The 25,634-nt window shown below is 74.4% G+C and carries 13 protein-coding genes; 5 read left to right on the top strand and 8 right to left on the bottom strand.

Features of this window, described 5'->3' with window-relative positions:
* Window positions 1–181: 181 nt before the first annotated feature.
* From ACIOGZ_RS26515 to ACIOGZ_RS26505, 3 genes are all read right to left on the bottom strand, one after another.
* A complete protein-coding gene (locus tag ACIOGZ_RS26515) occupies window positions 182–544 on the bottom strand; it encodes a DUF4240 domain-containing protein (RefSeq protein ID WP_400987756.1) in 363 nt (120 codons plus the stop codon).
* A 23-nt stretch (window positions 545–567) separates the two neighbouring features.
* On the bottom strand, window positions 568–936 hold the full coding sequence (locus ACIOGZ_RS26510; RefSeq protein WP_400987615.1) for a hypothetical protein: 369 nt from the start codon (window positions 934–936) through the stop codon (window positions 568–570).
* 143 nt (window positions 937–1,079) lie between these two features.
* Window positions 1,080–1,709, bottom strand: a complete 630-nt coding sequence (locus ACIOGZ_RS26505) for an isochorismatase family protein (protein WP_400987613.1) — start codon at window positions 1,707–1,709, stop codon at window positions 1,080–1,082.
* A gap of 239 nt (window positions 1,710–1,948) precedes the next feature.
* Here ACIOGZ_RS26505 and ACIOGZ_RS26500 point away from each other — a divergent pair, with 239 nt between their 5' ends.
* Window positions 1,949–2,416: a MarR family winged helix-turn-helix transcriptional regulator gene (locus ACIOGZ_RS26500; RefSeq protein ID WP_400987611.1), complete on the top strand. Its 468-nt coding sequence runs from the start codon at window positions 1,949–1,951 to the stop codon at window positions 2,414–2,416.
* 88 nt (window positions 2,417–2,504) lie between these two features.
* On the opposite strand, the gene ACIOGZ_RS26495 is transcribed toward ACIOGZ_RS26500, so the two are convergent.
* Entirely contained in the window at window positions 2,505–3,182 is a 678-nt protein-coding gene (locus ACIOGZ_RS26495) for a GAP family protein (protein ID WP_363620737.1), read from the bottom strand.
* Window positions 3,183–3,422: 240 nt separating this feature from the next.
* Here ACIOGZ_RS26495 and ACIOGZ_RS26490 point away from each other — a divergent pair, with 240 nt between their 5' ends.
* The 3 genes from ACIOGZ_RS26490 (at window position 3,423) to ACIOGZ_RS26480 (ending at window position 6,701) form a co-directional block, all read left to right on the top strand.
* Complete coding sequence (locus ACIOGZ_RS26490) at window positions 3,423–4,013, top strand: hypothetical protein (RefSeq protein ID WP_400987609.1); 591 nt, start codon at window positions 3,423–3,425, stop codon at window positions 4,011–4,013.
* Between the two features lie 155 nt (window positions 4,014–4,168).
* Window positions 4,169–5,521, top strand: coding sequence for a Dyp-type peroxidase (locus tag ACIOGZ_RS26485; RefSeq protein WP_400987607.1), 1,353 nt, complete (start codon window positions 4,169–4,171; stop codon window positions 5,519–5,521).
* A gap of 55 nt (window positions 5,522–5,576) precedes the next feature.
* Complete coding sequence (locus tag ACIOGZ_RS26480) at window positions 5,577–6,701, top strand: catalase family protein (protein ID WP_400810679.1); 1,125 nt, start codon at window positions 5,577–5,579, stop codon at window positions 6,699–6,701.
* 84 nt (window positions 6,702–6,785) lie between these two features.
* Here the strand turns inward: ACIOGZ_RS26480 and ACIOGZ_RS26475 are convergent, their stop codons facing one another.
* Window positions 6,786–7,691, bottom strand: coding sequence for a hypothetical protein (locus ACIOGZ_RS26475; protein WP_400987605.1), 906 nt, complete (start codon window positions 7,689–7,691; stop codon window positions 6,786–6,788).
* 267 nt (window positions 7,692–7,958) lie between these two features.
* Between ACIOGZ_RS26475 and ACIOGZ_RS26470 the strand changes: the two genes are divergently transcribed.
* A complete protein-coding gene (locus ACIOGZ_RS26470; protein WP_363632191.1) occupies window positions 7,959–8,885 on the top strand; it encodes a DUF4232 domain-containing protein in 927 nt (308 codons plus the stop codon).
* 206 nt (window positions 8,886–9,091) lie between these two features.
* Here ACIOGZ_RS26470 and ACIOGZ_RS26465 read toward each other — a convergent pair whose 3' ends face one another.
* The 3 genes from ACIOGZ_RS26465 to ACIOGZ_RS26455 all read right to left on the bottom strand — a co-directional run bounded on the left by ACIOGZ_RS26465 (window position 9,092) and on the right by ACIOGZ_RS26455 (window position 25,516).
* Window positions 9,092–10,564, bottom strand: a complete 1,473-nt coding sequence (locus ACIOGZ_RS26465) for a condensation domain-containing protein (RefSeq protein WP_400987603.1) — start codon at window positions 10,562–10,564, stop codon at window positions 9,092–9,094.
* Window positions 10,561–24,075, bottom strand: a complete 13,515-nt coding sequence (locus tag ACIOGZ_RS26460; protein WP_400987601.1) for a MupA/Atu3671 family FMN-dependent luciferase-like monooxygenase — start codon at window positions 24,073–24,075, stop codon at window positions 10,561–10,563. The genes ACIOGZ_RS26465 and ACIOGZ_RS26460 overlap by 4 nt, the downstream gene beginning before the upstream one ends.
* Window positions 24,076–24,244: 169 nt before the next feature.
* Window positions 24,245–25,516 carry an MFS transporter gene (locus tag ACIOGZ_RS26455; RefSeq protein WP_400987599.1) on the bottom strand — a complete coding sequence of 424 codons (1,272 nt, stop codon included), beginning with the start codon at window positions 25,514–25,516 and terminating at the stop codon, window positions 24,245–24,247.
* Between the last annotated feature and the right edge of the window lie 118 nt (window positions 25,517–25,634).

The following is a 25,634-nucleotide window of genomic DNA, read 5'->3' as shown; positions in this document are numbered from 1 at the left end:
CTGTCTGCCTGTCTGCCTGCCTGCCGGACCGGCAGCCGCCAGGGGACCGGGCCCCGCTCGCCCACCGAGCGGGGCCCGGGCCCGCTCCTCGATCCCGCTGAACACTGTGCGGCCGCCACGCGGACCGGCCCGCGACCGGAGACCGGCTCTACGGTGAACGGTGCCCTGCGACGGTTGGTGCTCAGCCGCGGAGCTCGGGCCAGCCGTCCGCGTTCGAGCAGGACTCGTAGTCGTAGCGGGTGAGGCGGTCCCACTCCGTCCCGGTCACAAGCTCGAACGCCTCCTCGTGCACGTAGAGCAGCGGTTCGCACTGTCGCGCGGTGAACGGAGCGAACCGTTCGGGATCGTGGAACACGCTCTCGTACACGTCGCGGCCCGCAGCCACGACCGCAGCTCGCGCGTACAGGAAGTGATCGCTCGACTGAGGGAACGGCGAGCCGTCGGGCAACACCGCCCCGGTGATCGGCAGCGTCCCGAACTGCTCCTGGTCCAGGCGGTGGAGCGCCTCGGCGAGACGCTCACCGAAGCCGATGATCCGGCCCAGCGGTTCGCGTGCGAGAACTTCGGTCAGGCGGCGGACGGTCCGGCACTGCCCGCCTCCCCTCCGCCCGGCCCGTCCGCGTCCTCGAACGGCTCGTCACTCCACCGGAACCAAGCCCTGTCGTCCTGGATGTGCAGCAGGAACTCGGCGACCGGGCCCGAGGGCGAGAGCATCGACACGGTGCTCGCGATCTCGTCGTACGCGTCGTCGAAGGCCTCCCAGTCCTCCGCCTCGGACAGCGCGAGCGAACGGGCGAAGAGCGGCTGGACGGCGGGGAACGCCGTTCCCGGCACGAAGCGCCCGTGGAGCCACGGGAAGTCCGCCTCCTCGACCACGATCTCGCCCACCGGCTCTTCCCGGCGCACCAGACGCCAGACCCCGCCCTCAAAACCCATCGCACACAGCCCTTGCCACCCGTTGCCGGCCTCTTCCGTCCGGCAGCATGCCAGCTGGCACTGACAGGCGACGGGCGACAGGCGAGGCGCATCCCCCCGTGGGGTGGGTCGGTGACGGCCGGATCAGCTGAGTACGCCGGCCGTTACGCGGGGCGGGCGGCCGCCGAGATCTGGCCGACCAGGACGGCGAAGGGCATGTCGAGGGCGGCGTAGAGGTCGCCGGCCTCGGGGGCGGCGTTGTCGGCCAGGGCCTCGACCATGAGGGTGGCGTAGTCGGAGACGGTGACGCCCGCCTGCTGCATGCGCAGCAGTCCCGCCTCGCGCTTGGCCTGGCTGAAGGTGCCGGAGGCGTCCACGGCGACGTACGCGTGGTGCCCGGCGGCCGTCGCGGCGATCGCGGGCAGCGCCGCGCACACCTCCAGGGACACTCCGGCGAAGATCAGTTTCTGCCGCCCGGTGGCCTCGATGGCCTCGCGGACCCGGCCGTCGTGCCAGGCGTTGACCGTGCTGCGGTCGATGATCCGCTGTCCGGCCGGCAGGGCCTGGACCAGTTCCGGGGCGGTCGGCCCCCACATGCTGTCGGCCGCGGTGGTGGTGACGACCAGCGGGATGCCGAGCACGGTCGCCGCGCGCGCCAGCGCGACCACGTTGTGCTTCAGCTCGCCGAGCGGGATGTCCCGGACGCCGGACAGCAGGCCCACCTGGTGGTCGACCAGGACCACGGCGGCGTTCTCCCGGGTGACCGACTCCAGGAACTTGCTGTGCTCGCTCATCGTGCGCTCCTTCGGGTTGAGCCACGGCTCCATTGGCCACTAGTAGTCACCGATATTGATAGTCAAGATTAGTGACTACTTTGACGCTATACCCCTGTCCCCCGGGGCGCAAGCACTGGTCAGGGCGGGGCGCCGAAACGCCTGGGGTGTCGCCCGAGCCCACCGGGCGGGCGACTAAAGTTGCTGGTCACAGGGCGGAGCGCGGGGCGGGCCCAGAGACGGCGGAAGCGGGAGACGCGTTGAGCGGACACCAGGCGGCGGAACCGGACCTCGGCGTGCTCGCCGCCCGGGTGCTCTTCTCCGTCCAGCTCGAGCTGTTCACCGTGCTCGCCGAGCAGGGCTTCGACGACATCCAGCCCCGCGCCGGCGCCGTGCTCGCCTACCTGCGTACCGACGGCATCCGCGCCAGCGAACTCGCCCGCGCCTCCGGACAGCACAAGCAGGTCATCGGGACCCTCGTCGATGACCTCGAACGCCTGGGTTACGTCGAACGCAGACCCGACCCCGCGGACCGCCGCGCCAAACTGATCCACCCCACCGAACGCGGCCTGCTCCAGATGGAGGCGGCCGCCGCCATCATGCGCTCGATCGAGGAGCGCCACGCGAAGGCGCTGGGCGCGCGGGAGTACGCCGCCTTCAAGACCGCCCTCCACCACGTGGCCGACCTCCAGCGCGAGACCCGGCGTGAGACCCGGCGCGAAAACTAGGCAGTGCCGCGCCCTGTCGATCGGCGCGACCTGACGCCTCTATGGTCACGGACTTCCGCGCCAGGAAAGGGATTCACGGAGCGGCCTGTCAGGAGGTGAGGACGGAGATCCCGTCTCCGAACAGTTTCAATCCGAGGACGAAGAACAGGACCGCCATCACGGCGACGTTGTGCTGGGCTGCCCAGTCCTTCCAGTTACCGAGCGTGGTCTGGGCTCGCTCTCCCCCGAGCACGAAGACTCCCAGGGGGGCCAACAGGCCGAGGGTGGCGATCACGACGAAGACCGCCAGTGAGGCGATCTGCTGCCCTACCGGCAGTCCGGCCGAGCCGATCGCGGCGCCCGCGGCGATGGTCAGCGGGGCGTTCTTGGCGTTGAGCGCGGACAGGGCCAGTCCGAGTGCGAGGACCTTGACCGGCGTGAGGCGGTCGATCGCGCTCATCCACTTCGGCAGCTGGGCCTGCGACGGATCCTTCGGGCGCCGGTGCCACTGCCGGGCGCCGAAGAGGACGAGGAGCAGGCCCAGAACGAGCTTGAGGACTCCCACCCAGGTGGCCGGGTGATCGTGGGCAGAGGCGCCTGCGGGGGAAGCGACCGCCAGCATCACCGCGCCCAGCGCCGAGAGCCCCAGGATCCAGCCGACGGCGAAGAGGACTCCGTTGAGGCGTCCCCGAGGCGTGGCGAGGATGAGGATGATGGCGATGATCGGCAGTGGGCTGATCGCGACGCCGGCTGCGAGACCCAGGACGTCACCGAGAACTTTGCCCATGATTGCCTCCAGACGGGAGTCAGAGCGCGTGACGACGAACCCGGCAGGCCCATGTTCCATGATCCCGCGCTCTGACGAAGCTGTCCTCGTGAGCTTCTCGGAGCTCTGAGGGCCTCGGCCTGCTCGTTGCCCGGTGGTGCCCCCGTCGCGCTCGGGTCAGGATGAAGAGGTGAGGGCGATGGCGCCTCATGTTCGGGCGGTTGGCGACCCTCGCACCGACCATGGCAGGAGGACGTCATGATGACCGCGACGACAGGCGCAACGCCATCGGCTCACCCCGAACGCCCGGGCAGGTCGGATGGGGTCTGCAGCGAGTTCACCGTCTTCACCAGGATCAAGCCGGGCCACGCGGATGCGCTGCGTGAGGACCTGGCCACGCTCGCCGACTCGGCGGACGACGAGAAGGTCCATGCGGCAGTGCGCCAGATCGGCACCTTGCACGACGCACGGCACGTGATCTTCGACAACGACACCCGGTTCATGTTCGCCAGCGTTTTCGACGGCTCCTGGGACACCTACATCGACGACTTCGCCCAGACGGTGGTCGGGTCCCGCTTCGACAGGATCTTCTCGCACAGCGAAGGGTTCCCCGGCGTCACCGATCCGGGGGCGAAGGACTGGTTCGTCGCCCACCAGGAGCCCGCGGGGGTCTTCGTCAGCGCCTATCCCGACCTCACCGTTCAGCAGATCTACAAGGACCACCGCGTGGACGACGCGTTCCAGGAGGTGCTGGACACCCCCCAGTTCCGGGCGGCGCTGGACAACCCGGCCAACGCGGAGTTGGTGGCCACGCCGGCGTTCCGGAAGCTGCTGGAGGAAGCCTCGGCATAGAACCCGGGCACGGCCGACGGTCGGAGCCCACCCACCATCGGTGGAGCAACTCGGCCGGTGCGAGTCGGCCGTTGCCGGGCTGTCCAGGCAGAGACAGATGCAGAGACAGGTGTGGAGACAGGTGTGGAGACAGGTATGGAGAGGCACAAGCGACCATGAACACAGCGGACGGCAGCAGCGCGGCGGGCGTGCGCGTCGAGATCGACGACGTCCAGAGCGGGGCCCTGCGTCCACGGCCCGTGCCCTACGAGGGAAGGTTCGTCTTCCTGCGCGTGGATGACCGCCACGTCGGGCGCGCCCTGCTGCGCCGGCTGCTCCCGTTGACCTCGGGCGGTCTGCCCAGCGTGGACCCGAGCCGGGATGCCTGGGTGACCGTGGCGTTCACCTACCAGGGGCTGAGGGCCCTGGGGGTGCCCCGGGAGTCGCTGGACAGCTTTCCGCGGGCGTTCCGCGAGGGCATGGCCGCTCGGGCCGGGCTGATCGGCGACGCGGGCGAGAGTGCACCGGCCCACTGGGAGGCACCGTTCGGAACCGGTGAGGTCCACATCGCGTTGAGCGCCCTCTCCTCCGACGCGGCGCAGCTGGAGAGGGAGCTGGCGCGGGCCCGTGTCGCCTACGAGGACACACCCGGTGTCCAGGTGATCTGGCAGCAGGAGGTCCACCAGCTCCCGACCGGGCGTACCACCTTCGGCTTCCGTGACGGCATCAGCCATCCGAACATCGAGGGCGTCGGGCTGCCCGGCTCCAACCCGCAGGAAGTTCCCATCAAGGCCGGCGAGTTCATCCTCGGCTACGCCGACGAAACCGGCAGCCTGCCGCCCATGCCGAGCCCCGACGTCCTGGGACGCAACGGGACCTACGTGGCCGTGCGCAAGATCCACACCAACGTGGCGGCCTGGCGCCGGTACCTGCGCGCGAACAGCTCCAGCGCCGAGGAGGAGGCACTGCTGGCGGCGAAGATGGTCGGGCGCTGGCCGAGCGGGGCGCCGCTGACGCTGGCGCCGGAGCACGATGATCCGGAGCTGGCGGCCGATCCGCGCCGCGTCAACGACTTCCTGTACCGGGAGAACGACGACCGCGGCTTCCGGTGCCCGGCCGGTGCGCACATCCGGCGCACCAACCCCCGTGATTCCACCATCATCGGCGACGCGCGGATGCACCGGCTCATCCGGCGCGGCACGACCTACGGCCCGCCGCTGCCCGAGGGCGTGCTGGAGGACGACGGCGCCGACCGCGGCCTGGTCGGAGTGTTCATGGGGGCCCATCTGGAACGGCAGTTCGAGTTCATCAAGGCCGAGTGGGTCAACGACGGCAACTTCATCGGCTACCCCGGCGAGAAGGACCCGGTGGCCGGGCATCACGGCGGAACCGGCAGCGTCACCATCCCCGAGAAGCCGGTCCGGCGTCGTCTGAGGAACCTGCCCAGCTTCGTGGTCACCCGCGGCGGCGAGTACTGCTTCCTGCCGGGTCTGCGCGCCCTGCGCTGGCTCGCCGAGCTGGAGGGCTGAGGGCGATTCCCACCCCCTGAGGTCCGGTCGCACTCTCCGAGGAGAGGTCGGAGTCATGACAGCACAGTTCGTCCGCTACACGCCCGACGTCGAAGACGACGACCCCCACTTCGACCGCGACGTGCAGACCGTGATCGAGAAGACCGAGAGCTACATCGCCGAGTCGGTCAAGGCCGGTGGCACCGGACGGGCCCTGCGCGACGCCCACGCCAAGGGCTACGGGCTGGTCCGAGGGGAAGTGGAGATCCTGGACGGGCTGCCCCCCGAGTACGCCCAGGGAATCTACGCGACTGCGGGAACCCACGACGCGCTGATCCGCTTCTCCAACGGCTCGCCCCACGCCGGAGCCGACGCGCGTCTGGGCGCCGCCACCGGACTGGCGCTGAAGATGTTCGACATCCCCGGCCCGACCCTGCTGGAGGACGAACCGGACACGGGCACGTTCGACTACGCCAACATCAACGGGCCGGTCTTCTTCTGCAACACGGTCGAGCACTACCTGTTCATCCAGGAACTGTTCCTGAACGCGCCGGCGTACTTCTCCCAGGGCCGACCCGGCGCACATCGGTTCTTCACCGAGTTCGTGACCGGAAAAGGAACGCTGGACCAGGACGACTGGGCCTGGGACGAGTTCCTGGCCTTCCTCCGCCTGTCGAAGACGCCTCCGGCGAACCTGCTGCTGTCCAGCTACTGGACGATGGGCGCGGTCCGGCACGGGGACTACATCGCCAAGGTGCGCATCACCCCCGACCCGGCCTTCGCCGCGGCGGTGGTCCGGCGCACCATCGACCCGGCCTCGGGGGCGGAGGTCTTCCGGCCGGCCCTGCAAGCCGAGCTCCAGGAGCGGCCCTACGCCTTCGACATCCAGGTCCAGCTCTGCACCGACCTGGAGCGCATGCCGGTGGAGGACACCACCGTGGAGTGGCCCGAGCAGCTCTCGCCGTCCGTCACCGTGGCCAAGCTGCGGCTGCCGCAGCAGGACATCTCCGGCCCCGGGAACCTGGAGAGGATGGACTCGCTGTCCTTCACGCCCTGGCGGGTCACCGCCGAGCACGCGCCCCTGGGCAACATCATGCGGGCCCGCAAGGAGGTCTACCGGCGGTCCTCCATCGCGCGCCACAAGCTCAACCAGCAGCCGCGCACGGAACCCCGCAGCGCCGACGACGTGCTCGGCGCCTGACCCGGCCCGCCATCGCGAAGATGCGCCGACCGGGGCGGTCGGCCCTGGCAGCCCGCTGCCGCCGGCGTGCCAGGGCCCGGCCGGTCACTTCAGGGTGACGATCTTGCGCATGCCCAGGCCGGCGTTCGGGACGCCCGTCCGCTCGTCGGGAATCATGCAGAGCAGGACGTACCGTCCGGGCTGCAGGCCGTGGGCCTGCACGGAGGCGGTGCGGTCGCCGGACATGGCGCCGAGGCCGGTGGCCGGCCCGGTGAACGGGGACCGGGCCGGCAGGCCGCCCAGCGCGACGTCCCTCAGGTACTCCCCGATCTGCTCGTCGGTGGTGTCCGCACCGATCGGCCGCAGCTGCATCTCGTGGATCTGCTCGGACCCGTCGTGCACCAGGTAGGCCAGGTGCGCGTGGTCGACGTCCTCGGTCTGGAAACGCGGGCCCTCGGCCGTGTCCTTCTCGATCACGATGCCGTCGTCGAAGCGGACCTGGTTGTCGTTCTGACCGTTCGTGCCGACCAGGTTCAGCAGCCTGGAGACCGGGTGGGCCGGGTCCGCCCGGAACGCGGTGAGGTCCAGCAGGTAGACCGGCCCGGGGCTGACCTCCTCGGTGAACTGCTCGTGCACCTGCGAGGTGACCAGCGCCCCGCCCAGCAGGTCCGCCTCACCGTTCACCGCCCGGATCCCGGCGCTCGCGGTGGCCGGCGACGGGCTGACCGCGTCGGCGAGGTCCCGGATGACCTGGTCGATGGTCACTCCCCCGTGCGGACGCAGCAGCTGTAGCTGCCGGCCGTTCGGGTCGTCCGTCTTGACCCGGAAACTGACCAGGCCGCCCTTCGCGGTGTCCGGTGCTTGCAGACCGGAGGCTCCGATGCTCACCTCGACGGGGTGGTCCTCCGGCGAGGCGGCGCCGGCCGTACCACTCGCACCGACGCTCGTCGCCAGGGCGAGGGCCGAGACGGTCACCGTCCGTACCACGCGCGCGAACACGTGCTCCACCATGAAGAATCCTTTCTGTGGGTCGCCTCCGGCGCGGAACATCCCCCACCGCGCGCGGCAGACCACGCCCCGCGCCGGAAGGCGACCGGTTCGGACCATCGGGCAGCGGGGTCCGGTCACCGATGGCAACGGTGCCAGCCGGCGCGAAGGGGCGCCCGCAGCTCCGACCGGGCTCGGTTCGGCGGGTGCCGGGCGGATCGTTGCGGTCCTGTTCCGCGGGCAGTGGCGCAGCTCATAGTCGTTCCGGGTGGTTCGTGATCGCATCGGCTGATGCATCAGTTCGAGAACGCCGGGAATCACCTGACGGCCCGCCGGCCGGCTGCCGCGGTTGTGGTGGTCGCGGCCTGCGCGGCCCTGCTCGTGGGCTGCGCAGACGGGGCGACGGGGATTCCGGCGGCCTCCGGCAGTGCCGGGCCGTGCGGGGCGCCGTCGCCGTCGTCGTCCCGCGATGCGCAGGCGTCGCCCGGGCCCGCACAGGGCGGGGTGCGGATCACGGCCGCCAGTGCGGCCTGCGCCGAGTACGAGGTCACCAATCCGGAGGACGAGACCTCTGATGTCACAGCGGTGTTCAGCCGGCTCTCGGCGGCCGGGGGTGCGCTGGACAACGTGACGCAGGTCGTCACCTCGCTCGCTCCGGGGGCCACCGCGAAGGGTCGGATCGAGCTGGACGGGCACGGGCAGGCGCGGCCGGGCGCCGGACCGCTGGTGAAGATCGTCCAGGTCCGCAGTGTGCCCAGCGCCGAGGCCTCGCGGCCGGGCGGCCCCTGCCCGGCCTCGGGCCTGCGGCTGTACGCGGATGACGGCGACGCCGCGATGGGCCTGCGCGCGGTCGGCCTGCACCTGCGCAACTGCGGGACGTCCGCGGTGTCCGTCAACGGCTACCCGAAGCTGCAACTGCTCGACGTGGGGCACCGGCCGGTCGACGGGGTGCGCTTCCTGTCCGGCGGCGCCGGGATCGCCGGCGGCACCGGCGCGGACGACCCGCCGCAGGAGATCGTGCTGCGCCCCGGAGAGGGCGCCCGTTCCACGCTGGTGTGGCGCAACACCGTGGAGGCGGGCAGCCCAGTGAACGCCCCGTACGTGCGGGTCCGAGCCACCCCCGACGCGGCCCCGGTGATGGTCGTCCCGGAGATCGACCTGGGTACCACGGGACGGCTCGGCGTCGGCGCCTGGACCAGGGAGGACAGCCGTCCGTGAGCGGGGCGTCTGAGCGGGGCGCCGGTGGTTCTCCCCGGCGTGCTCTCGTGCTGGGAGAATTTTCCACGGAAAATTCCGGTCTCCGACCGCACTGCCCGAGAGTGCCTCCACTCCCCCGGCAGGCCCCCGCAGCGGAGCCGGCCCGGCGCTGACCCGGTCATCGGCCCTCTCGGCCGGGTCAGCCGCCGGTCGGCCAGTCCGCCCGGTCAGCCCGGCCGGTCCGTCAGGTGCCGGGCCAGGTCGTTCACCAGGGTGTCGAGCCAGGAGCGCACGGTGTCCGGGTCGAACAGGTCGGCGTCGTACTCGGCCAGGCCCTCGTAGCCGTCCGCGTCCGGGGTGAGGAGCAGCAGGAGGTCGGAGCGGGCCGAGGGGCCCGGCACGTCCTCGACCTCGGCGGTCAGGCCGGGGAGGTCGAGGACGGCGGGCGGGGTGCTCTGCACGGTGAGCAGGACCTGCGGGTAGGCGTCCGGCAGCCGGACGCCGCGTTCGCGCAGCGGTTCGACCAGCAGGCCGAAGGGGACGGTGGCGTGGTCGAGGGCGGTGGCGATCGCCGTCGCGGCCGTGTCGACCGACGCCCCGAACCCGCCCGGGGAGCGGGTGGGCAGCCGGATCGGGAGGCCGAAGGTGAGCAGGCCGACGACCCCTTCGTCGGCCGGCCGGGTGCGGTTGGCGTGGGAGAGCACCACCAGGGTCTCCGCCGCGCCGCTCAGCTCGCCCAGCAGCCGCGCGTAGGCGGCGAGCAGGACGGCCGAGGCGGTGGTGGAGCGGGCGGCGGCGTAGCGGCCCACCGCCTCGGCCAGTGCCGCGGGGAGGCGGAAGGCAGCCGTGGCGCCCCGCCCGGAGCGCTGTGCGGGGCGGGGGCGGGTGGTGGGCAGGTCCACCGCCGACGCGACGCCGTCCAGGGTCTTGGCCCAGTGGTCGGCGGCCTCGGCGACGGCGGCGCGGGTGACCACGGTCCGCTCCCAGCAGGCGTGGTCGGTCATCCGGCCCGGGTCCTCCGGCAGCCGCCCGTCCGGGCGGTACAGCGTGCCCAGATCGGCCAGCAGAGTGGCCAACGACCAGCCGTCAACCGCGATGTGATGGAGCGTCAGCAGCAGCACCCACGCGTCATCGGCGGGCCGCAGCAGCCGGGCGCGCAGCAGCGGGGCCGTGGCCAGGTCGAAGGGGCGGTCGCTCTCGGCCCGGGTGGCCTCGGCGAGCGCCGCGTCCCGCGCACCGGGCGTGAGCGTGCGCAGGTCGGCGACCGGGAGCCGCACCGGGGCGTTCGGCAGCACCTGTTGGAGCAGGCCCAGGTCGGTGTCCCGGTAGCTGGTGCGCAGGCTCTCGTGGCGCCCGGTCAGCGCCGTCAGCGCGGCGGCCAGCCGCTCGGGCTCCAGCGGCCCGCGCAGGGCGATCCGCTGGGTGATGTTCCACACCGCCGGGTCCGCCGCCCGGTCGTGCGCCCGGTGCATCCGGCGCTGTGCCACCCCGGCGGGCGCGGCGGCGAGGGCCGTGCCGGCGCCGGTCAGGGTGGTCAGCAGCCGTTCCCGGTGGGCCCGGACGAGCCCGGTGGCCTCCTCGTCGAGCGCGCCGGGCGGGGCGAGGTAGCCGAGCCGGTCGCCGGTGGTGCGCAGGACGATCTCGCGCTCGTCGAGCAGCCGGACGAGCCGGTGCCAGCCATCGTCGATAGGGGTCGTCACAGCGTGCCCTCCTCGTAGGCCGGGGCCTGGCGGTCCTCGGTCTGCGGCTGCTGGGCGGCCATGGCGCGGATGGTCGGGCGGCGGAAGAAGTCCAGGACGCCGGTCCGGATCCCGGTGGCCTCGCGGACCCGGTTCAGCAGCCGGGTGGCGGCCAGCGAGTGCCCGCCGAGGTCGAAGAAGGAGGTCTCCACGCCTGCGGGGCGGCCGAGCTCCTCCTCCCACAGCCGTTGCACGGTGCGTTCCAGTTCGGTGGCCGGGGCGACGGCGGCCCGGCCCGCGCCCAGCGGCAGCGGCTCCGGCAGGGCGGCGGCGTCCAGCTTGCCGTGCGCGGTGAAGGGCAGCGCCGCCACCGCGGCCCAGAGCCCCGGCACCATGTGCTCGGGCAGCAGGTCGGCCAGGTGGTCGCGGACCCGGGGCAGTTCGGCGGCGGCGCACTGCACGTACCCGGCCAGCGTGGTGCCCGTCTCGGTGCGGCGGGCCGTCACGGCCGCGCCGCGCACGCCCGGGACGGACTGCAGCACGGTCTCGACCTCGCCCGGCTCGATCCGGTAGCCGCGCACCTTGACCTGGCGGTCGGCGCGGCCGAGGTACTCCAGGGTGCCGTCGGGCCGCCAGCGGCCGAGGTCGCCGGTGCGGTAGCGGCGGCCGTCCGGGGTGTCGGTGAAGACGGCGGCGCTCTCCTGCTCCCGGCCGGGGTAGCCGAGCCCGACCTGGACGCCGAGCGCGTGGATCTCGCCGACCGCCCCGGGCGGGACGGGGCGCCCGGCGGCGTCCAGCAGCAGGATGCGGGTGCCCGGCACCGGGCGGCCGATCGCCGCGTGGTCCGGTCCGTCCGGGGCGACCTCGCCGGCCGTGACGGCGTGGGTCTCGGTGGGGCCGTAGTGGTTGATCAGCCGGCAGCCGGGGTTGCGGGCGAGGAAGGCCCGCAGCCCGGGGGTGAGCAGCAACTGCTCGCCGCCTGTGATCAGTTCGCGCAGGTCGGGCACCGGTTCGCCGCCGAGGGCGTCGACCAGCGCGGCCAGCGGGGTGTACGGCAGGTGCAGCCGCTCGGCCCGGGTCGCGCGGACCACGGCGGCCAGCGCCGTCACGTCGTAGCGGGTCTCCTCCTCGATCAGCAGCAGGGTGCCGCCGCCGGCCAGCGTGGTGAGCACCTCCTGGACGCTGACGTCGAACCCGCAGGAGGCGTACTGCAGCGTGCGGGCGGCCGGGTGCTCGGCGACGTTCCAGGCCAGCAGCGCGGACAGGCCGAGGGTGTGCATCAGCACGCCCTTGGGGCGGCCGGTGGAGCCGGAGGTGTACAGCAGGTACGCGGGGGCCTGCGCGGAGGGGGCGGGCAGCGGCGGCAGTTCGGCGGCGACGACGGCCTCGGCATCGACCTCGGCATCGGAGTCCGTCAGGACCGTCGGCAGGGACAGGCCCATCAGGTCCGTGTCCGAGGCGGTGAGCAGCACGGCCGGTGCGCTGTCCGCGGCGATCAGCCGGCAGCGCTCCGGGCCCTGCAGCGGGTCGATCGGCACGTGGACGGCGCCGAGGCGCAGCACGGCCAGCAGCGCGGCCACCTGGTCCACCGAGCGCGGCAGCAGCACGCCCACCCGGCTGCCCTCCCGCACCCCGGCGCCCAGCAGCCGGCCGGCCAGCTCGCCGGCCCGGGCGTGCAGCGTCCGGTAGTCGGTCCCGGTGCCGTCGGCGGCGACCACCGCGAGGGCGTCCGGACGGGCGGCCGCGACGGCGGCCACCGCCGCCAGCGGGTGCGCGGGCGCCGGCTGCGCCTCGGGCCCGCACTCCAGGGCGGGGTCGGCCGGGGTGGCCGTCAGTTCGGCGAGCGGGCGGGCCGGGTCGGCGACGGCGGCGGTGAGCAGCCGCTGGAAGGCGTCGAACAGCCGGTCCACCGTGGCCCGGTCGAACAGGGCCTCGGCGTACTCGACGTGGCAGCGGATGCCGTCCGGCAGGTTGGTGAGGAAGAGCGACAGGTCGAAGGCGGAGCGGTCCACCACGTGGTCCAGCGGGCGGGCCGTCACCCCGGGCAGGTCGAGTTCGAAGACGGCGTGGTTCTCGAACTCGACGAGGACCTGGAAGAGCGGGTTGCGGCTGGTGTCCCGCTGCGGGTTGAGCTCCTGGACCAGGACCTCGAAGGGCAGTTGCTGGTGCTCGTAGGCGTCCAGCGCGCTGGAGCGGACCCGGTCCAGCGCCTCGGCGAAGTCCGGCTCCCCGGACAGGTCCAGCCGCAGCGCCAGCGAGTTGACGAAGAATCCGACCAGGTCCTCGGTGCCCTCGGTCCGGTTGGCCACCGGGGTGCCCAGCACCACCTCGTCCTGGCCGCCGTAGCGCTGCAGCACCCCGGCGAAGGCGGTGAGCAGCACCATGAACAGGGTCGAGCGGCGGCTGCGGGCCAAGTCCCGCAGGCCGTCAGAGAGTTCGGCGGGAAGTTGGCGGACGTGGGAGCGGCCCCGGCCGTCCGGCACCGCCGGGCGCGGCCGGTCGGTCGGCAGGGCCAGCACCGGCAGGTCGCCGCCGAGCACCTTGCGCCAGTACGCGAGGCTCTCGTCGTACGCCCCGGCGGCCACCGCGGCCCGCTCCCGGGCGGCTTCGGCGGCCGGGGTGGTGGTGAGCACCGGCAGCCGGGCGGGGCGCTGCTCCCGGGCGGCCCGGTACAGCTCGCCCAGTTCCCGGGTGATCACCACGGTGGACAGGGTGTCGATCACGATGTGGTGCATCGACAGCACCAGGACCTGCCGGTCGGGCCCCGTCTCCAGCAGCCGGGCCCGGAACAGCGGGCCCTCGGTCAGGTCGAAGCGGTGGGTACCCTCGGCGGCGACCAGCGCGGCCACCGCCTCGTGCTCGGGCCCGTCGGCCGCGACCCGCTCCAGCAGCGGGCCCTCGGGCACCGGGAGCACCTGCTGGAACGGTTCGCCGTCCTGCTCGCGGAAGGCGGTGCGCAGCCCGACGTGCCGTTCGACCAGCGCGCGCAGCGCGGTGTCGAGTGCGGCCGGGTCGAGCGGGCCGTCCAGCTCGATGGCCTTGACCTCGTTGTACTGCCCGGTGTCGGGCAGCATCCGGTGCAGGAACCACATCCGCTGCTGCGCGTAGGACAGCGGGGCGCCGCGCTGGGCGGAGCGGCGCAGGGCGTCGATCTGCGGCAGGCCGGAGGCCACCAGGTCGGGGGCGAGCCCGAAGTCCACGAAGCAGGCGATCTCGTCCGCGCCGGCCGCCCGTAGCTCGGCCAGGACGGACCGCACGCTCTCCGGGGTGCCGATCAGCGCGCGGGAGGCGCAGTACCGCTCGTAGGCGCGCTCCAGCACGAACTCCAGGTCCTCCTCCGGGGTGTTCTCGAAGTCCAGGGTCAGGCCGAGGCTGTTGGCCATCTGCCCGAACAGCGAGAGCGAGGAGCGCAGGTAGTGGCAGAACGGGCGGTACGCCTGCTCGCGGGCGGTGGCGAGGTCGGCGCCCAGGTAGGTGTGGACGAGCACGACCACCCGGCCGGCCTCCGGGTCGAGGCCGTGCTCGGCCCGGGTGCGCCGGTAGAGCGCGACGTTCTCGGCGAGCTGGGCGACGTCCTGGGTCATCAGGTTGGTGATGATGCCCAGGTCGTGCCGGGCGGCCTCGCGGAAGCTGTCCGGATTGCCGACGATCGCGGTGAACATGGGCGGCTGCTCCTGCAGCGGGCGCGGGTGCAGGGTCACCTCGATCGGCTCCCCCTTGCCGTTGCGGCCCCGGTAGGGCTCGCCGCGCCACAGCGCCCGGACGGTGTCGATCTGCTGGTGCATCAGCTCCTTGTGGCCGCCGTAGTTCTCGGGGAAGAACAGGAAGTCGTTGGGGTGCCAGCCGCTGGCGCAGCCCAGGCCGACCCGGCCGCCGGACAGGTTGTCGACCACCGACCACTCCTCGGCCACCCGGACGGGGTGGTGCAGCGGCAGGACCGCGCAGCCCGCGTTGAGCCGGATCCGGGTGGTCTCCCGGGCCAGTGCGGCGGCCAGGACCGAGGGGTTGGGGAAGATCCCGCCGAAGGAGTGGAAGTGGCGCTCCGGCAGCCAGACGGCGTGGAAGTCGTGCCGGTCGGCGAAGCGGGCGCTCTCCAGGACGATGCGGTACTTCTCGTCCTCCGGGGAGTCCAGGGGGTAGTCGCCGAAGAAGTAGAGGCTGAAGTCGACCGGGCGCTGCGGGTCGCTGACCGGGTGGTACGGCGTCCCGGCGGGCTCGGTGTGGCCGGCGCCGGTGGTGCCGGTGGTGCCGGTGGTGCCGGTGGTGCCGGTGCTCGTACGGTCGTCCGCCGCGGGCTCCGGGAGTGCGGCCGCCGGGCGCGGGGCCGGGAGCCGTACCCCGGGCGAGGCCGGGAAGAAGCCGCCGCGCCGCAGGTCGCGCAGCGAGTCGCGGACCGCGTCGACCACGAACTCCAGGTCGCCGTCGGTGTGGGCGGTGGAGAGGAAGAAGTTGCGCCACTCCCACACGTAGACCCCGCGGGTCAGCAGCTGCGGGAAGAGCAGTTCCATGTCGGCCCGCGGCTCGAACCGGAACAGCGAGCCGAAGTGGGCCAGCCGCAGCGGGAACTCCTCCTCCTCGAAGAACCCGTTGAGGGTCGCGGCCAGCTCGTCGGTGCGGGCGTTCAGCCGCTCCTGCAAGCCGGGGCCGGACGCCTTGAGGTGGCGCAGCACGGCGCCCGCCGCGGTCATCGCCAGCGGGTGCTGGATGTAGGTGCCGCCGAAGAAGGTGGTGTCCCTGGGCGGGTAGCTGTCGTCCCCGTAGTCCCAGTGGCCGCCGTCGATCCCGTCCAGGATGTCGGCGCGCCCGGCGATCGCGCCGATCGGGTAGCCGCCGCCGAGCACCTTGCCGTAGGTGGAGACGTCCGGGGTCACGCCCCAGAAGCCCTCGGCGCCGCGCAGGTGCGGCCGGAAGCCGGTGAGCATCTGGTCGAAGACCAGCACGATGCCGCGGCGGGCGGTCAGTTCGCGCAGCGCGCGGACGAACTCGACCGGCTGGCGCCCCGGGTGGCGGCTCTGGACGGGTTCGACCAGCACGGCGGCGATCCGGTCGCCGAGTTCCTCGATCACCTGGAGGCTCTCCGGATCGCCGTACCGCAGCACCACGAGGTCGGCGACCGCGCTGCCGGGGATGCCGATCGACACCGGGACGGTCTCCCGGTCGGCGCCGCGGCCCACGGTCCGGCCCAGGGTGTGGTCGAAGTGGCCGTGGTAGGAGCCCTCGAACATGACGATCTTGTCGCGGCCGGTGTACGCGCGGGCCAGCCGGATCGCCCCGGCGTTCGCCTCGGTGCCGGAGTTGGCGAACGCGACCCGCTCGGTGCCGGTCAGCTCTGCCAGCAGTTCGGCGGCCTCGCCGGTCTCCGGGCCGCGCGGGCCCAGCCTCAGTCCGCCGGCCAGGTGCTCGCGGACGGCGTCGGAGACGAACTCCGGGTCGTGGCCGAACAGCAGGACGCCGAAGCCCATGGTGATGTCGACGTACGTGTTGCCGTCGAGGTCCTCCAGGCGGGAGCCCCGGGCCCGGCGGGCGGCGAGCGGGTAGAGCATCTCCTTGGTCGCGGAGCGGAAGCCGACCACGGCGCGGCTGTCCGCGAGGGTGTGCCGGTGGCGGCGGGTGACCGCCTTGGAGGCGGCGGTCCGGGCGGTGAAGCGGGCGACCAGCTCGTCCACGTGGGCGCGCTGCTGGTCGGTCAGGCCGCCGGAGGCCATGCCGGACTCCCGGGAGACGGTCACCCGGGGGCCGTGCACCTGCGGGGCGGGCGGGGTGGCCGACGCGGGTGCGGCGGCGGCGGCGGAGGTGACGGCGGGGGCAGCGGCGGCCGGGGTGACGGCGGCGACCTGGGCGACGGCCGGCGGCAGGGCGACGGGGGCGGCAGCCCCGGGGAACGCGGGCGGCGCCGCCCCGGTCCCGGCCAGCAGGCCGAGCTGGTCGCGCATCAGGTCGGAGAACTGGCCGAGCAGGTCGAGCTGGCGCTCGATCAGGCCGGCGCCGTCGGCCACCGGGGCGAGCGCGGGCGGTGACGCGGGCACGGACGGGACGGGCGGAGCGAGGTGGACGGGCGGAGCGGGGACGGCGGCTGCCGCGACCACCTGGGGCGGGGGTGCCGGAGCCGGTATCGGTGCCGGTATCGGTGCCGCTTCCGGGGCCGAGGCAGGGGCGGAGGCAGGGACCGGTGCCGGAGCCGCCGCCGGCTCCGGCGCGGCGGCCGGTAGCAGCGCGTCCCGGACGGCGGGCTCCAGCCGGCCGGCGATCAGCCCGGCCAGCCGGGCCGGGGTGTCCGCCGCCTCGAACAGTTCGCGCATCGAGACCCGTACCCGGAAGGTCCGCTCCAGGTCCCGGATCATGTTGATCATCGAGAGCGAGTCGGCGCCGAGGTCGAAGAAGGGCTCGTCGGCTCCGACCGACCCCTCGTCGTGGCCGAGCTGGCGGGCCGTCTGCTCCAGCACCTGGCGCAGCACGGCCTCCTCGGCCAGTTGCTCGGGGCTCGCTGCGGGCGTCACTGCGGGCGTCACTGCGGCGGGTGCCGATACGACGGGCACCGGGCCGGGCGTCGATACGGCCTCGGGTATGGACGACGACGGAACGGGCTGCTGGGGCGGCGGTGCCTGGTGCATGGCGGAGTCCTCGGTGGTCGGCCGGTCGGGGGCGGTGAACCAGTGGCGGCGGCGCTGGAAGACGGTGGTCGGCAGGGGAACGCGGCGGGCCGGGCCGTCCGGCCAGTCGCGGGCGGCGGCGAAGCGTGCCCAGTCGAGCGGGACGCCGTGGGACCACAACGCGGCGGCCGCGACGCCGAACTGCCGCTCCGGCGGTGCGCCGCGCCGGGCGCCGGCCACGAAGTGGCGGTGCGGCAGCTCCCGGCGGCCCATGCCGGTGAGCGTCGGGTGCGGGCCGAGCTCAAGGAAGAGCTCGTGGCCCTGCCCGTCCAGGGCGGCCAGGACCAGGTCGAAGCGCGCGGTCTCCCGGGTCTGCCGGACGAAGTAGTCGGGCGTGGGCACGGTGCCGGGAGCCAGCACCTCGCCGCCCAGGTTGCTCACCAGCGGTACGGTCAACGGCCGCAGGCGCAGCCGGGCGAGCTGCTCGCGGAACGGGTCGAGCACCGGGTCGAGCAGGCGGGAGTGGAAGGCCCGGTCGGTGGCGAGCCGTTCGGTGGTCACGCCGTCGGCGGCCAGCACGGCCTCGGCTGCCGCGATCTCGCGCGGCGCGCCGGTCAGCACGCACTGGCCGGCGCCGTTGACCACGGCCAGCTCCACCCCGGGCAGCCAGTCACCGAGTGCGGCGAGCCGCTGCGGGCCGGCCATCACCGCCGTCATGGCGCCGGGCTCGGTCGCCCGGTGCATCAGCCGCCCGCGCAACGCGGTGAGGAACATCCCGTCGGCGAGGTCGAGCGCACCCGCCGCGTGGAAGGCCGCGTACTCGCCGGCGCTGTGCCCGGCGACCGCGGCCGGACGGAGCCCGAGCTCCTGCCAGAGCCGCAGGTAGGCCGCTTGCAGGGCGAACAGCGCGGGCTGCGCCGCCTCGGTGGTCCAGGCGTCGTCGGCGCCCTCGGGCACGGCGTCGAGCAGCAGCGGCAGCAGCGGCTCGCCCCAGGCGTCGCGGTGCAGCCGGTCGCACTCGTCCAGCACGGCCCGGAAGACCGGGAAGGCGCGGTGGAGTTCGGCGGCCATGCCCCGGTACTGGGCGCCCTGGCCGGTGAAGAGCAGCACCGGCTGCACGTCGCCGCGCCGGGCCTCGCGGTGGACGGGTACGCCGCCGGAGGTGCGGCCCGTCACAGGTACGGCGCCGGAGGTGCGGCCCGCATCGGGTGCGACGCCGGCGGTGCGGCCCGCATCGGGTGCGACGCCGGAGGTGCGGCCCGCGAGGTGGGCCTCCAGGCCCCGGCGCAGCTCGTCGGGGTCGGCGCCGGTGACGGCGAGGCGGTGGCGCAGCGCGCGGCGGCCGCCGCCGAGGGTGAGCGGCAGGTCGCCGGGGGCGGGGGCGGGCCCGGTGGCCAGCCGGTCGCGGAGCAGGCCGGCCAGGGCGGTCAGGCCCTGCTCGGTGCGGGCGGACAGCGGCAGCACGGTCGGGGCGGGGCGCGGGTCGGCGATGCCGGGCGCGGCCGGCGCCTCCTCCAGCACCAGGTGGGCGTTGGTACCGCCGACGCCCAGCGCGCTGACCCCGGCCCGGCGCGGGGTGGGGCCGGTCGGCCAGTCCCGGCGCTCGGCGGAGAGCCGGAACGGGCTTCCCGCGAGCTCCAGCGCGGGGTTGGGGCGGCTGAAGTTGACCAGCGGCGGGATCGTGCCGTGCCGCAGCACCAGCAGGGCCTTGATCAGCCCCGCCATTCCCGCGCAGGTGTCCAGGTGGCCGATGTTGGGCTTCACCGAGCCGAGCGAGCAGAAGTCGGCGGCCTCGGTGCGGGCGCGGAACGCCTGGGACAGCGCCCGGAACTCGATCGGGTCGCCGAGCGGGGTGCCGGTGCCGTGCGCCTCGATGTAGCCGACGCTCTCGGCCGGCACCCCGGCCAGGTCCAGGGCCCGGCCGACCACGGCGGCCTGCCCGTCCACGCTGGGCGCGGTGTAGCCGACCTTGAGCCCGCCGTCGTTGTTGACGGCCGAGCCGAGGATCACGCCGTGCACGGTGTCGCCGTCCGCCAGCGCCCGGTCCAGGCGCTTGAGCAGGACGGCCGCGACGCCGTTGCCGCCGACCGTGCCGCCGGCCGCCGCGTCGAAGGCCCGGCAGGCGCCGTCCGGGGAGAGGATCGACCCCTCCTCGTAGCGGTATCCGGCGGCCTGCGGGATGTGCAGGGCGGCGGCCCCGGCCAGCGCCAGGTCGCAGTCGCCCGCCAGCAGCGACTGCACCGCCAGGTGCACCGCGACGAGCGAGGTCGAGCAGGCCGTCTGCACGCCGATCGCCGGCCCGGTCAGGCCCAGCCGGTAGGCGACCCTGGTGGCGGCGAAGTCGGCCTGGTTGCCGATCGCGGTCTGGAGCGCGGCCACCGGCTCGGCCGGGTCGGCGGTGGCGGCCAGGGTGTGCTGGTAGTAGTTGCGCAGCGCGTACAGGGTCATCCCGGTGCCGGCGAAGACCCCGACCCGGCGGCGCGGGTCGGGGGCGTCGTAGCCGCCGTTCTCCAGGGCCTGGCGGCAGATCTCCAGCAGCAGGCGCTGCTGGGGGTCCATCAGCGCCGCCTCGGTGCCGCTGATGCCGAAGGCCTCGGCGTCGAAGCGGTCGGTGTCGGGCAGCGCGCCGGTCACCGGGACGAAGTCGGGGTGGCGGTACTCCGCCGGGCGCAGGCCGGCCGCCGCCAGTTCGTCCTCGGTGAAGCGGGTGGTGCTGCGGACGCCGTCGACGATGTTGCGCCAGTACTGCTCGGGGGTGTCGGCGCCGGGGAAGCGCAGGGCCAGGCCGACGATGGCCACCCGGCGGTCGCCGCCGTCCGGGCCGCCGTCCCGGGCGGCGCCGGGCGCGGCGGCGGCGGTCGTGGCGGCGGTGGTCGTGGCGGCGGTGGTCGTGGCGGCGGTGGTCGTGGCGGCGGTGGGCGCTTCGGCCAGGTGCGCGATCAGAGCGTCCACGGTGGGGTGCCGAAACAGCTCGGTGGGCGCCGGGGGCGTCGACAGGACGGCGCCGAGCGCGCCGTGCACCCGCATCAACTGGAGTGATCCGATGCCGAGTTCGGCGAGCGGGCGGCCCGGGTCGAGTGGGGTGTCGAGGACGGCCTCGAAGGCGTCCAGGACGGCCCGGCGCAACTCGGCGGCGGCAGGGGTGGCGGGGTGGACGGGGCCGGCGGGCCCGGTGGCGGCGGACGGTACGGCTGCGGGCGGCTCGGTGGCCCGCTGCGGGGCCCGCTCGTCGGTCGGCCGCGCGGCGGTCGGCCGCTCGTCGGGCGCTTCGCGGACCGGTCGCGGTGCGGTGACCAGCAGGCGGCGGCGCGCGGCCGGAGCGCTCGGGTCGGGCCCGGCGTACCAGCGGCCCGGGGCGGCGGCCAGCAGCAGCGAGGCCAGTCGGCGGCCGTGCGCGGCGCTCAGCACGGCGATGCCCCGGTCGGCGGCGGCCTGCTCGTGGTCGGTGGCGCGGTTCATGCCGACCCCGCTCCACAGGCCCCAGGAGATCGTCCAGGCCGGGGCCCCGGTCTCCCGGTGCAGCCGTTCCACGGCGCTCTCCAGGTAGCGGTTGGCGGCGGCGTACGCCGTGGAACCGACGGCCTCCTGGAAGCCGACCATCGAGGAGAAGCCGACGAACTGGGCGCCGGGCCGCTTCCGGACCAGCTCGACGAGGTGGTCCGTGCCGGTCGTCTTGGCGCGCACCGCCTCGCGCCAGCCGTCGGGGCCGGTGTCGGCGAGCAGCGCGAGCCGGTAGCTGCCGGCGAGGTGGAGCACGCCGTCCAGCGGCGCCTGCCAGTCCCGTTCGGCCTCGGCGACCACCGCCGCCAGCTGCTCGGGGTCCGTCACGTCGGCGCGGCGGTAGTCGACCCGGCCGCCGTAGGAGGACAGCCGGTGCAGCGCGGCGCGGCGCTCGGCCGCCTCGGCGGTCGGCGCGTCCAGGTCGGTGCGGCCGATCACGAGCAGCCGGGAGCCGTGGTCGCGGAGCAGGCCGGGCAGCAGCTCGGCGGCGATCCCGCCGAGGCCGCCGGTGACCAGGTAGCGGGCGCCGGGGGTGAGCAGTGAGCAGCCCTCGGTTGCGGTCCCGGCGTCGGGGTCGGTGGCGGTCCCGGTCACGGTCCCGGCCGGTCCCAGCCGGGGCACCCACGGGCGGCCCTCGCGCCAGGCGCACTCCGGCTCCGGCCGGGCCTCGGCCAGCAGGGCGAGCAGCGCGGCGGCCTGCTCGGCGGCCGGCGCGCCCGCCGGCAGGTCGATGTGCCGGGCGGCCGGCACCAGTTGCTCGGCCCGGGCTCCGGCGATCAGCGCCGCCGTCAACTCCGCACTTGGGTCGGGGAGTTCACCGGGCAGCACGGCATGCAACCCGGCGCTGACGGTGACCAGCTCGCCGATCGGCGGCCGGCCGGCCAGGGCCCGCAGCAGGGCGAGCAGCGCTTCGTCCCGCGCAGCGGCGTCCGAGGGCCGCGGCGCGCCCTCGGGCCCCGCGCCCCACAGGTGCACCACCCGCGCGGGGCGTTCCTCGCCGAGCGCCCGCAGCCACTCCCCCGGGTCGGTGGTCGGCGGCCGGTCCACCACCACGGCCTGTGGCAGGGCGGCGCGCAGCGCCTCGGCGAGGGTGCCGGGGCCGGCGGGGCCGAGCAGCAGGGTCGGCCCCGCAGGAGCCCCGTCACCCGGGACCGTTCCGGCCGCCGGGGCCTGCGGCACCGGACGGGGTTCCCAGGCGAGTCGGCGCACGCAGTCCGGCAGGGTCCGGGAGTTGGCCTCCGCCAGGTCCAGGGCCACGATGTGCTCGTCGAGTTCGCCGTCGAGCAGCCGTCGGCGCAGCGCGGTGCGCTGGATCTTGCCGCTGGTGGTGCGCGGGAACTCCGACGGCGGCACCGGCAGCACCAGGGCGGGGGCGGGCTGTCGGCGGGCGGCCAGCAGCCGCCGGACCTCGGCGGCCACGGGCGGTGCGGGGGCGTCCTGGTCGTTCGGCACGTAGGCGACCACCAGTTGCTCGGTGCCGGTGCGGTCGTCCGGGACCCCGAAGGCGGCGACGTGCCCGGAGCGCACCCCCGCCACCGAGGCGACCACGTCCTCCAGCTCGTGGCAGAAGTAGTGCACCCCGTTGACGATGATGATCTCCTTGCGACGGCCGGTGAGCACCACCTCCCCGTCGGCCAGGAAGGCCAGGTCTCCGGTGTCGAACCAGCCGTCGCCGACGAAGGACTCCCGGTCGGCGGCCGGGTTGTTCAGGTAACCGGGGGTCACCCGGCCGGAGTTGACCTGGAGCCGGCCGACCCAGTGCTCGGGCAGGGCCCGGCCGTCCTCGCCCGCCACCCGCATCCGGGTGCCGGGCGCGGGACGCCCCATGCTGAGGAAGCCGGTGCCGCGCTCGCGCGAGGCGGGGTCGGTGGGCTCCAGCCGTCCGGTCAGCGAGTCGGTGCGCACCAGGCGGCGGGCGCCGTCCTCGTGGTAGCGCTTGTAGGTGATCACGGTGCAGGTCTCGGCCATGCCCCAGCCGAGCAGGATGTGGTCCGCGCGAACGCCGAACGGCCCGGTGGCGGCGAGGAATTCGTCCAGCACCGCCTCGGTGCACTGCTCCCCGGCGTTGATCAGCGACTTGAGCGCGGAGAGGTCCCAGTGCCGGCCGGGGCCAGCGGCCCGGACCGCCTCGGCGACCAGCCGGAAGCCGAAGTTGGGCGACCAGGAGTGGGCGCCCCGGTAGCGCTCCAGCGTGTCCAGCCAGACCAGCGGGTCGGCGAGCACCAGTTCGGTGGGCACCTGCACCTGGTCGGCGGCCAGCGCAACGTCCCGCAGGTGGAACATCAGCAGCCCGGCGACGTGGTCCAGCGGCAGCCAGTTGACGGTGACGTCCTCGGGCGAGCTGCCCTGGGAGGCGGCGCCGGCCACGTACTCCAGGATGCCGCGGTGGGTGATCTGCACCGCCTTGGACCGGCCGGTGCTGCCGGAGGACAGCTGGAGGATCGCGACGTCGCCGGGGTCCGGGGCGTGCTCGGCGCCTGGCACGCCGATGGTGTCGAGCGCGGCGCCGGTGACGGTGGCGGCACCGGTATCGGCGGGCCGGTGGTCGACCGCGATGACCCGCAGCCCGGGCGCCGGGTAGAGCTCCCCGAGCCGTGCCAGGCCCGCCACGGCCGGGCCGCAGGCGAGTACCGGCGGCTCCTCCAGGGTCTGCCAGGCGTGCCAGAGCTTCTCCAGCACGGGATTGCGCTCGTCGTAGGCTGGCGGGCGGGCCACCGTGACCGGCTGCACCCCGCCCAGCAGGCAGGCCCACAGGGTGGGGAAGTAGCGTTCCGGGTCGGGGACTTGAAGGATCACCCGGTCGCCCGCCCGCAGCCCGGCGGAGGTCAGCAGGGCGAGGGTCTCCCGGGCCTGCTCCAGCAGTCGGCGGTAGGTCAGCCGGGTCGCCCCGCCGTCGGCCCGGACCAGGTGCAGGCCGCGCCCGGGGTGCCGCTCGGCGGCGCGCAGCAGCGCCTCGGGCAGCGTCCGGGGCGCGTCCGGCGCCGGGTCGGGCAGCGGGGCGCCGACCGCCTCGGTCCCGGCGCCCTCGGGGGCGGCCGTCGGGCCGTCCGGGGCGGGGCCCGTCGTCGTCCCGGTGTCGCCGAACGGACGCCAGTGCGCGGTGAGTTCGCGCAGGTGGCGCAGGGCGGGCCCGGGCTCGGCGGGTGGCCGGGCGGCGGCGGCCGCCAGTGCGGCGCGGTCGGGCTCGCCCTGCGGGGTGCGGACGATGCCGTCCAGGAGGTGCACCTCGGCGCTCGGGTCGGCGTCCAGCAGGGCAGCGGCGGCCCGGCGGCGCAGCGCGGCGGTGTCGGTGTCGGCGGCGGGCACCAGGTAGGCCAGCAGCCCGCGGCGGCCGTCGGCGCGCTCGACCGGCAGCAGCGCGCAGTCGGCGACCTCGGGACGCAGCAGCAGCCGGGCCTCCAGGGCACGCAGCCGGGCGCGGTCGGGACCGGTGGAGCTCATCAGGTACGGCACCTTTCGGATCGGTGCCGGGGCGCGCGGGTACGGACCGCCCCGGGGTACGGCGGGTGAGCGGATCGGGCTGGTGCCTGCGGCGCGGTGGCGCCGGCGGATCCGGTGGCGCGGTGCTTGTGGTGGGGTGCGGTGGGGTGACTGCGGCGGGGTGGAGGGTTCAGCGTTTGCGGGACCGGGCGACCACGACCAGGAAGCCGAGCGCCAGCACGATCGGGACGGCGTGCGAGACGCCGACCACGGTCAGCGGGCTGAGCAGCGCCAGCAGCGATCCGCTCAGCAGCATCCCGGTGCCCATGCCGACGTTCTCGGCGGAGGTCAGCAACCCGAAGGCCTGGCCGCGCCGTTCGTCGGCGAGGGCCTGGATCCGGGTGGTGTACGAGATCTCGGTGAAGCCGTCGCCGAGCCCGGCACCGACCGCCGCCAGCAGGAACAGCGGGGTCGGCAGTCCGGTGAAGACCAGGATGAAACAGCCGGACATCAGACAGGTGCCCAGGGCGAAGGCGCGCTCGCCCGGTTCGATGCCCCGGCGCAGCAGGAGCCGGGAGACCAGTTGCTGGGCGCCGAGGTTGCCGACCGCCCAGGTGGCCCAGAACATGCCCAGCAGCGCGGCCGGGTTGCCGGGAGAGTGCTGGTTGGCGAAGACCGGCAGGCTGATGTTGTGCGCGGCCGAGCCGAAGGCGTCCAGCAGCCGGATCGCCGCCATCGCGCCGACCACCGGGGCGGCCCGCAGGACGATCAGCGCCTGCCACCGGCTCCCGCGCCGCTTCGCCCCCGCGGCGGGACCGGCGGGATCAGCCGGTTCTGTGGCGGGCTGCTCGGCGGGCTCGGCCCGGGTGCGCAGCGGCAGCCGGAGCACCACCGCAGCGAACACCAGGAAGCTGGACGCGTCGATGAGCAGCGCCGCGCGGAACCCGGCCCAGGCCACCACCACGCCGGCGGAGGCGAAGCCGAGCACCATAGCGGCCGAACGGCAGCTGGCCATCAGGCTGTTGGCACGGGCCCTGCGTTCGGAGCCGACCATCTCCGGGATGCTGGTCCGCAGCGCGACGGCGCACACCGCGGCCGCGCCGCCGAAGACCAGCGCGAGCGAGTAGAGCACCGGGATGCGTGCCGGGACCGGCGCGAGGGCCACCACGACCAGGGCCAGCGCCTGGGCCAGCGCGCAACCCGTCATCAGCCGCCGCCGGTCGGTCCGGGCCACCAGCCGCCCGGAGACCAGGCCGCCGACGAGGCCGCCGGCCAGCCGGATGATCAGGTACCCGGCCGTGCCGAGCGCGTTCCCGGCCGCCTCGTAGGCGAACAGGCTGAGCGCCACCAGGTCGAGCTGGCTCCCGTACGTGGACAGGGCGTCGCCCAGTGCCAGCCGGTAGAACACCCGGGGCAGCTTGTCGGCGCTCTGGTGCGGTACTTGCTGTGCAGTGTCCGGCACCGGTCCCCCAGGCACGCCGTGTCGGTCGGTTCAGTGTGACATTGCACTGCAATCTAAGGGTGACCCCTCAGCAGATCAAGACCTTGATCGCCTGCTTGTCCGAAAGATCGCAAGTTCG

This window comes from Kitasatospora sp. NPDC088160, from assembly GCF_044741445.1.
Lineage (GTDB): Bacteria > Actinomycetota > Actinomycetes > Streptomycetales > Streptomycetaceae > Kitasatospora.
The sequence above is the reverse complement of the archived record's forward strand: the minus strand, read 5'-3'. Positions and strand labels throughout refer to the sequence as shown.

Coding starts and splice junctions, on each gene's coding strand:
- ACIOGZ_RS26510 (WP_400987615.1), bottom strand. CDS start 936: ATGGGTTTTGAGGGCGGGGTCTGGCGTCTGGTGCGCCGGGAAGAGCCG.
- ACIOGZ_RS26505 (WP_400987613.1), bottom strand. CDS start 1,709: ATGAGCGAGCACAGCAAGTTCCTGGAGTCGGTCACCCGGGAGAACGCC.
- ACIOGZ_RS26495 (WP_363620737.1), bottom strand. CDS start 3,182: ATGGGCAAAGTTCTCGGTGACGTCCTGGGTCTCGCAGCCGGCGTCGCG.
- ACIOGZ_RS26490 (WP_400987609.1), top strand. CDS start 3,423: ATGACCGCGACGACAGGCGCAACGCCATCGGCTCACCCCGAACGCCCG.
- ACIOGZ_RS26485 (WP_400987607.1), top strand. CDS start 4,169: ATGAACACAGCGGACGGCAGCAGCGCGGCGGGCGTGCGCGTCGAGATC.
- ACIOGZ_RS26480 (WP_400810679.1), top strand. CDS start 5,577: ATGACAGCACAGTTCGTCCGCTACACGCCCGACGTCGAAGACGACGAC.
- ACIOGZ_RS26475 (WP_400987605.1), bottom strand. CDS start 7,691: ATGGTGGAGCACGTGTTCGCGCGCGTGGTACGGACGGTGACCGTCTCG.
- ACIOGZ_RS26470 (WP_363632191.1), top strand. CDS start 7,959: ATGCATCAGTTCGAGAACGCCGGGAATCACCTGACGGCCCGCCGGCCG.
- ACIOGZ_RS26460 (WP_400987601.1), bottom strand. CDS start 24,075: ATGAGCTCCACCGGTCCCGACCGCGCCCGGCTGCGTGCCCTGGAGGCC.